5 protein-coding genes and 1 rRNA gene (1 of these 6 only partly in view) are annotated in these 7,500 nt (G+C 47.5%); 3 read left to right on the top strand and 3 right to left on the bottom strand.

All coding sequences use genetic code 11. The features are described 5' to 3' along the window. Window positions 1-22: 22 nt before the first annotated feature. Complete coding sequence (gene gyrA / locus ACLIN2_RS00195; RefSeq protein WP_411502988.1) at window positions 23-2,575, bottom strand: DNA gyrase subunit A; 2,553 nt, start codon at window positions 2,573-2,575, stop codon at window positions 23-25. Window positions 2,576-2,783: 208 nt separating this feature from the next. Further along, window positions 2,784-3,977 carry an MFS transporter gene (locus ACLIN2_RS00190; protein WP_411502987.1) on the bottom strand — a complete coding sequence of 398 codons (1,194 nt, stop codon included), beginning with the start codon at window positions 3,975-3,977 and terminating at the stop codon, window positions 2,784-2,786. A gap of 189 nt (window positions 3,978-4,166) precedes the next feature. Here ACLIN2_RS00190 and ACLIN2_RS00185 point away from each other — a divergent pair, with 189 nt between their 5' ends. From ACLIN2_RS00185 to ACLIN2_RS00175, 3 genes are all read left to right on the top strand, one after another. After that, complete coding sequence (locus tag ACLIN2_RS00185) at window positions 4,167-4,859, top strand: hypothetical protein (RefSeq protein WP_411502986.1); 693 nt, start codon at window positions 4,167-4,169, stop codon at window positions 4,857-4,859. A gap of 172 nt (window positions 4,860-5,031) precedes the next feature. Next, complete coding sequence (locus ACLIN2_RS00180) at window positions 5,032-5,757, top strand: response regulator transcription factor (RefSeq protein WP_411502985.1); 726 nt, start codon at window positions 5,032-5,034, stop codon at window positions 5,755-5,757. A gap of 23 nt (window positions 5,758-5,780) precedes the next feature. Continuing rightward, window positions 5,781-7,118 carry a sensor histidine kinase gene (locus tag ACLIN2_RS00175; RefSeq protein WP_411504499.1) on the top strand — a complete coding sequence of 446 codons (1,338 nt, stop codon included), beginning with the start codon at window positions 5,781-5,783 and terminating at the stop codon, window positions 7,116-7,118. A gap of 135 nt (window positions 7,119-7,253) precedes the next feature. Here the strand turns inward: ACLIN2_RS00175 and ACLIN2_RS00170 are convergent. Beyond that, window positions 7,254-7,500, bottom strand: a 23S ribosomal RNA gene (locus ACLIN2_RS00170) (it continues 2,681 nt past the right edge of the window).

The raw sequence follows: 7,500 nt of genomic DNA, 5'->3' as shown, positions 1-7,500 counted from the left end.
AGTGCCCCTTATTTACTGCTAATTATTCCTCTTCATTTGGCTCAGTCGGATCGTCATTCGTACCTGGATCCATTTCCATATCGACGCCTTCATCGATCATCTCGTCTGCTCCAAAATCCTCATCCGCTTCCAATCCGTCGTTTTCTTCGTCCTCATCGTTTGGCGGACACTTGGCAACAGAGCCAACCTGCTCGTTTTCGCCCAAGCGGATCAATTTAACCCCTTGCGTATAGCGGCCCATGACGGAAATTCCCTTCATTTCCGTACGGATAATTATTCCCGAAGTCGTGATGATCATCAGGTCTTCTTCTGGTTCCACTACTTTCAGTCCTACTACGTGTCCACTACGCTCGGTTACATTGTGTGTCTTGATCCCTTTACCACCGCGGCTTTGGATGCGATACTCGTCTACTGGAGTGCGTTTTCCATATCCGTTAGCCGTAACGATCAACACTTCTGCGTTCGGCTTGATTACGTCCATATCGATAACATCATCGTCGTCGTCCAGCGTGATCCCTTTTACCCCGGTAGCATTACGCCCCATCGTGCGGACATCGCTTTCCTTGTAACGAACGGACATACCATTTTTGGTACCCATGATGATCTCTTGGTTGCCATCAGTCAGACGCACCCCGATCAACTCGTCATCCTCGCGCAGATTGACCGCAATCAGCCCGCCTTTTCGGATATTCTCGTACGATTCGAGTGTAGTCTTTTTGATAATCCCTTTTTTGGTAGCAAAGAACAGGAAGCGCTCTTGATCAAACTCCTTCACCGGAATAACAGCACTGACCCGCTCACCTTTTTCAATCTGAATCAGGTTAATGATCGGCGTACCTTTTGCCGTCCGGCTGAGATCTGGAATCTCGAAGCCCTTCAAACGGTATACCTTCCCTTTGCTCGTAAAGAACATGATGTAGTCATGGGAATTGGTAATGTACAGATGCTCGACAAAGTCATCGTCCTTGGTACCAAGTCCCTGGATTCCCCGTCCTCCGCGCTTTTGCGCCCGGTACGTAGAGACAGGAAGACGCTTGATATACCCATCATGGGTCAGCGTAATGACCACGTCTTCTTCTGGAATCAGGTCGGCATCCTCAATATGATTTTCATCAACCGTGATGATCGTGCGTCGGTCATCTCCGAATTTCTCTTTGATTTCTTCAAGCTCATCACGGATAATGCCGTAGATTTTGCCTTCGTCTGCGAGGATCGAGCGCAATTCAGCGATTCTCGCCATCAGTTCCTGGTACTCGTTTTCGATCTTTTCCCGCTCCAAGCCGGTCAGGCGTTGCAGACGCATATCGAGAATCGCCTGTGCCTGCTCATAGCTCAAGCTGAAGTTGGTCATCAGTCCATCGCGTGCTTCTTCCGTTGTTTGGGAAGCGCGAATCAGGCTGATGATCTCGTCAATATGATCGAGCGCGATACGCAAACCTTCCAAGATGTGCGCACGTGCTTCTGCTTGCTTCAGATCGTATTCCGTACGTCTGCGAATAATTTCACGCTGATGCTCCAAGTAGTAAAAGAGCATGTCGCGCAAATTCAATACGCGTGGACGACCATTTACGAGAGCAAGCATGTTCACGCCAAAGGTAGTCTGCATTTGGGTATGCTTGAACAGGTTGTTCAAAACAACCTTTGGAATCACGTCGCGACGCAGCTCCATGACGATCCGCATCCCTTTGCGGTCAGACTCATCGCGCAAATCGGTAATGCCTTCGATTTTCTTTTCACGAACCAGCTCAGCGATTTTCTCCACGAGTCTGGCTTTGTTGACTTGATAAGGAATTTCCGTCACAATAATGCGCGGCTTTCCTTTTTCTTCTTCAATCAGTGTCTTGGCGCGCATGATGATCGAGCCTCGACCTGTTTCGTAAGCACGACGAATTCCGCTGTAGCCGAGGATTTCCCCAGCAGTAGGGAAGTCAGGACCTTTCACGATCCTCATCAGCTCAGGAATAGTAATATTCGGGTTGTCGATCATAGCTGTTACGCCATCGATCACTTCTATCAGGTTATGTGGTGGGATATTTGTCGCCATACCCACAGCAATACCACCCGATCCGTTGACCAGAAGGTTCGGGAACCGGGAGGGCAAGACAGCAGGCTCTTCTTTACGCCCGTCGTAGTTTGGAACAAAATTGACCGTTTCTTTATCAATATCGCGTAAAAGCTCAAGAGCAATCTTAGAAAAGCGCGACTCGGTATAACGCATTGCCGCTGCCGGGTCACCGTCAACAGAACCGAAGTTCCCTTGACCTTCAACCAGCATGTAGCGCATGTTAAAATCTTGTGCCATCCGGACCATTGCTTCGTAAATCGAAGAGTCACCATGTGGATGGTAATTCGCCATTACTTCCCCGACCGTGTTTGCCGATTTACGGAAGGCTTTGTCAGGAGTAAGGCCCATGTCATGCATGGCATACAAAATACGCCTGTGTACAGGCTTGAGTCCGTCTCGAACATCAGGCAATGCCCGACTCACGATAACGCTCATCGCATAGCTGATGAACGACTCTTTCATCTCTTGGCTAATATCGACTTTTGGAAACCGAGCAGTTTCTTCTGCCATAAAAGGTAAACCTCCAACTGGTTATCGCAATACTTCATTATACCATATAGGAAGACAGCGCGTCCAAAAAATCCGGTGATTTCCGTTGATTGTCGCTGATTCCATTCGCTATAACCGACTCTGTTCCCTTTCTGAGGCGATTCCCTATTTATTTCCAGAAAATTCCCGATTTTATGGCTCTACCTTCAAGAAAAAACCCAAAAACGGCTCAAGAAGAAACCGCTTTGGGGGAAGAAGCCTTTTTGGATTGTCGTACTACATAAACGAGATAAATGATCAGGTAGAGGATCATTGCAAATAGCGAATAACGATACATCATGGCGAACCCGGTCTGTTTAGCGATCGCGCCCAAGATCATCGCTCCGCCGCCAATCCCAAGATCAAAAGCGGAAAAGAATGTCCCTGTTGCAGCACCTCGTCGGGAAGGATCCACGCGTTGAATCGTCCACGCCTGCAAGGATGGCTGCACTGAGCCGGCTCCTATGCCGAACAAAATCGCAGCAGCAATCAATCCAAGCTCCGTCGTACTGTAGGATAGAACAACGACAGCAATGCCTGTCAGAACACCACCTGGCATCAGCACCCAGAACGGTCCCTTTTTATCAAACAGCTTTCCTGCGAGCGGTCGCACCAGCATCAGCGAGATCGCATTGAAGAGAAAGTACAGTCCTACATTTTCTATGCCTACTTCCTGGCCAAACAGGGTGATAAAGCTTACAACGCCCCCGTACATCACACCCGTCAGTAATGCTAGCAACGCTGGAAACAGTGCTTTTTTCTCAAACAGACCTCCACCTGCCGCAGCAAACGGTTGTGTCATTCCGATTGGAGCTTTAATTTCAACCATTCTCGTCAATATCATCGCAACACCGGTCAATCCTCCTGATATTCCAAAGAGCCAGCCATACCCAAAGGATTGAGAAACCGAAAGCCCGATCAACGGTCCTACTGCCATCGCTAGGTTTGTAAACATCCCGAAGTATCCCATGCCTTCACCCCTGCGCTCAGCAGGAATAATGTCGGATACAATCGTTCCATAGGTTGTAGTGACGATGCCCCAGCCAATTCCGTGTACAAAGCGCAAGGCAAGTACCAGAGCAACGCTCGCCATCCAATAGTACCCGAACACAGAAAACAAAAAAATGGCGAGACCACTCAAGAGAACGGGTCTTCTCCCCATCGAGTCCAGGGCTTTCCCGGTAAATGGCCGCACCAGCAAAGCGGAGACCGTGAAAAGGCTCACTACAAGAGCTACAGCCAGTTGGTCTCCCCCTTTATCTGTAATAAATACCGGCAACGTTGGAATCAGCATCTGAAAAGCAACGAATAGCATAAAGTTGGACATCGCGAGTATGATAAACTCCTTCGTCCACAGTGCATTTCCCTCTTTCAATCCTCTCACTTCCCATACCGCTTTATTTTATATACATTATTATTTATTAAGTATGTATATGTCAATCATTTGACTGCCCGAAAATATTTTTCTCGACATTTCCTCATTCATTCCCCTCGTTCTTCCCATCAATTTCTCATACTTCCGCTTTACCATAGTACTCGTACAACCAATACCATAACGGGGAGTGAACGACCCATGAAAAAAATCCTTTCTGTCTCTTTGTTAACCACCAGCTTACTTGCGAGCAGCGCAGGAATCATTCATGCAGAAGAAAAGTCTGTAGAAGAGCCTAAGCTAAAGCAAACTCTCGAATATCAGCAGCTGCAAACCCTGCAAACACAAACGAAAGAACTAAATACGGATTTAAAAGCTCAAGGGGAAAAGAACAAAGCACTCTGGGATTCCCTTAGAGGCGACATTCCGCAAGAAGTACTTGATGCCGTAAAAGCAGCAATGACCGATCTGAAACCGATTCGCGAGGAAAACAAAGCTCTCACCGTTCAGCTAAAAGAAGCGAAACAAGCCAAGGACAAAGAAGAGGTCGCATCCCTTAAAGCTGAGATCGAAGCCAATCACCAGACGATCGAAGCCAAGCTATCCCCCATCGCTGATCAGGTTGCTCAAGTAAAAGAAGGGAAAAAGAACTTGAAGGAGCCTCTGGCTGAAGTCAAACCAATTCGTGACGCCAAGAAAGCCAATAAAGAAGAAGCCCAGCAGCTCAAACAACAAATCAAAGACAAGGTTGCTTCCGCAAAAGAAGCTTTCAAAAGTGGTGACACGGCTTGGCAATCTTCTCTGAACGAAGCCAACGATTTGACCGAGCAGCTGAAATCACTGAAATCGGAAATACTGTCGCAGAAGGTATCTATTTTCGAGGCTTTGCAATAAACCAAACACCTGCTATAGATGGCAGCTCCGTTTAAAAATCGGGGCTGTTTTTCTATGGAATGCTTCCCTTGAAGAAGTATGGGAAAAGTGTGGGAAAACCTCCATAATCTCTGCTTGCCACCTATTCTGATGTACAATAACAGATGAACAAGTAAGTCTCGGAGGTACTCTCATGAAGCCCTATTCCATTGCAATTGTTGATGATGATCCGAATATCAGGCAAATCGTAGAGGCCTATTTGCGAAAAGAAGGTTATTTGACTACAAGCGTGCAGTCTGCGGAGGAAGCCTTGCACTTAAAGGAGACGCAGCCACCCGACTTATGGATTTTGGATATTATGCTGCCGGGTATGAACGGCTATGAATTTTGCCGCCGCATCCGGATGGAATCGGAAACGCCCATCATCATGATTTCCGCCCGGGACGAGGAAGTAGACAAGATTCTCGGCCTAGAATTGGGAAGTGATGATTACTTGACGAAGCCGTTCAGCCCGCGTGAACTCGTAGCACGTGCCAACCGTGCACTGCGTAGATGGGAACAAATGATACAACGTGGTGACCTGAACTCGAGCGCTGATCATCAAATAACGATAGCCTCGCATCAAAGTGAGCTCCTGGTGCTAGATAAACAACGGCGACTTGTCTACTCGTGCGGTGAAGAAGTCGAGGTGACGTCGAAGGAGTTCCAAGTGCTTTCTCTTCTTACTGAACATCCAAACCGCGCCTTCTCCCGTGATGAATTGCTCACACTTGTGTGGGGAGACGATTACTTTGGCAGCGATCGTGTAGTCGATGACTTAATCAGGCGGATCCGCAAAAAACTGGACAAAATCCCGTTAGAGACTGTTTGGGGATTTGGCTACCGCTTGCGATCTACGGAGAGGGCAACAGAGGGATGAGTCTTCAAGCACGGATTACGTTGATGTTTGGTTTGTTACTGTTAGTAGTAACCTCTATTTCTGCGGGCCTGATTCATTCGTTTTTGCTTGAAAATATGATTGAACAGCAACGAAATGAACTGACTATAAAAGGACAAGCCTGGATCGACAAAAACAACGGAGAATCTGAAGCCATAAAACCCGAATCTATAGCAGAGCTTGCCAGGCAGTTCGTTTCTAACCGTAAAGTAGAGGTTTTGCTGCTTGGTAAAAAGAAAAAGGTCCTGTATACCACTCTACCTTCCTCAAATCTGAATAATTGGTTGGATGCTTTGGAGAGAAAAGCAGAAAAGCGAAAGGACAAGAACATCTGGATTATTGGCAAAGACGATTACGTCTTGGTCAATCTTCCTTTTAAAAATGACGAAAAGCAGAGATTGATCCTAGCCTCCCCTGTCCGCGGACTGAAGGAGGCTAGGATGGAGCTGACCCAAAACATTATTGTCATTTTGGTAATCGGTACAGTTGCTACGATTCTTCTCAGTTATTTTATAACGAAAAGTACAGTGCGACCCCTGAACCAGTTGGTGAAAGAAATTAAAAAAGTACAGTTCCGCCGTTTTTCTGAAGTCCGTCATGTACCTGCACGCGGCGAAATAGCAGAGGTATCTGAGAGCGTTTACTCCATGGCTCAAGAGCTGGATCGCTTTCATGAGATTCAGCGCCAGTTTTTACAAAATGCCTCCCATGAATTAAAAACTCCTCTGATGTCCATCCAAGGATATGCAGAGGGGATTCGAGATGGTATTTTTACAGACAAGTCCGCTGAGCAAGGGCTCGATGTCATCGTCGCGGAAACCAATCGATTGAAGCATATCGTAACTGAAATCATCCTGCTCGCGAAACTGGAAAGTGAAGAAGATCTATTTCATCCTGCTTACTACTCCGCCACAGAGTTGGTCGAACAGGCCGTAGAACGATTACGCCCCATCATGCTGCAGCAGAATGTGACCATCAGCATCCGCAATAATGGTGTGGATCCTATTCTCTACGTTGATGAGGGGAAGACCCTCCAAGCATTACTCAATATTATTGGAAACGCCCTCCGCCATTCCGAGGAGCATATTGAGGTAAGGATTGAGTCTGGAAAGCGTCATGCGACTATCGAAGTTTTAGATGATGGTGAAGGAATTCCTGTTGATCTGCTGCCACACCTGTTTCATCGCTTTGTAAAAGGAAAAATCGGAGATGTTGGCCTTGGACTGGCCATTTCCAGAGCAATTGTCGAGCGCTCTGGAGGAGCGATCGAAGTCAAAAACGGGCATGTCGCTGGTGCCATCTTTCGTATCCTTCTCCCTCTCCATCCTGTTGCTCAAAACTAACACCCGAGGCAATCTTTCGCCCTCGGGTGTTCTTTACTTCCTAGCCACTATCCTATTCCATAGCAATAAAAAAACCATCCTCTATGGATGGCTGCCTCGTGCCTTCAAAACTGGATCTGCATGTTTGCTAAGAGTGTGGATAAGTCCTCGACCGATTAGTATTCGTCAGCTCCACGTGTTACCACGCTTCCACACCGAACCTATCAACCTCATCGTCTATGAGGGGTCTTACCAGCTTGCGCTGTGGGAAGTCTCATCTTGGAGGGGGCTTCACGCTTAGATGCTTTCAGCGCTTATCCCGTCCGCACATAGCTACCCAGCTGTGCCACTGGCGTGACAACTGGTGCACCAGCGGTGCGTCCATCCCGGTCCTCTCGTACTA

Source organism: Brevibacillus centrosporus, from assembly GCF_046622605.1.
GTDB classification, from domain to species: Bacteria; Bacillota; Bacilli; order Brevibacillales; family Brevibacillaceae; genus Brevibacillus; species Brevibacillus centrosporus.
This window is presented reverse-complemented; position numbering and strand designations above follow the sequence as displayed.

What these genes read in the sequence shown, in the direction of transcription:
- ACLIN2_RS00185 (WP_411502986.1), top strand. Translation starts at nt 4,167, where the DNA reads ATGAAAAAAATCCTTTCTGTCTCTTTGTTAACCACCAGCTTACTTGCG.
- ACLIN2_RS00175 (WP_411504499.1), top strand. Translation starts at nt 5,781, where the DNA reads ATGTTTGGTTTGTTACTGTTAGTAGTAACCTCTATTTCTGCGGGCCTG.
- ACLIN2_RS00180 (WP_411502985.1), top strand. Translation starts at nt 5,032, where the DNA reads ATGAAGCCCTATTCCATTGCAATTGTTGATGATGATCCGAATATCAGG.
- gyrA (WP_411502988.1), bottom strand. Translation starts at nt 2,575, where the DNA reads ATGGCAGAAGAAACTGCTCGGTTTCCAAAAGTCGATATTAGCCAAGAG.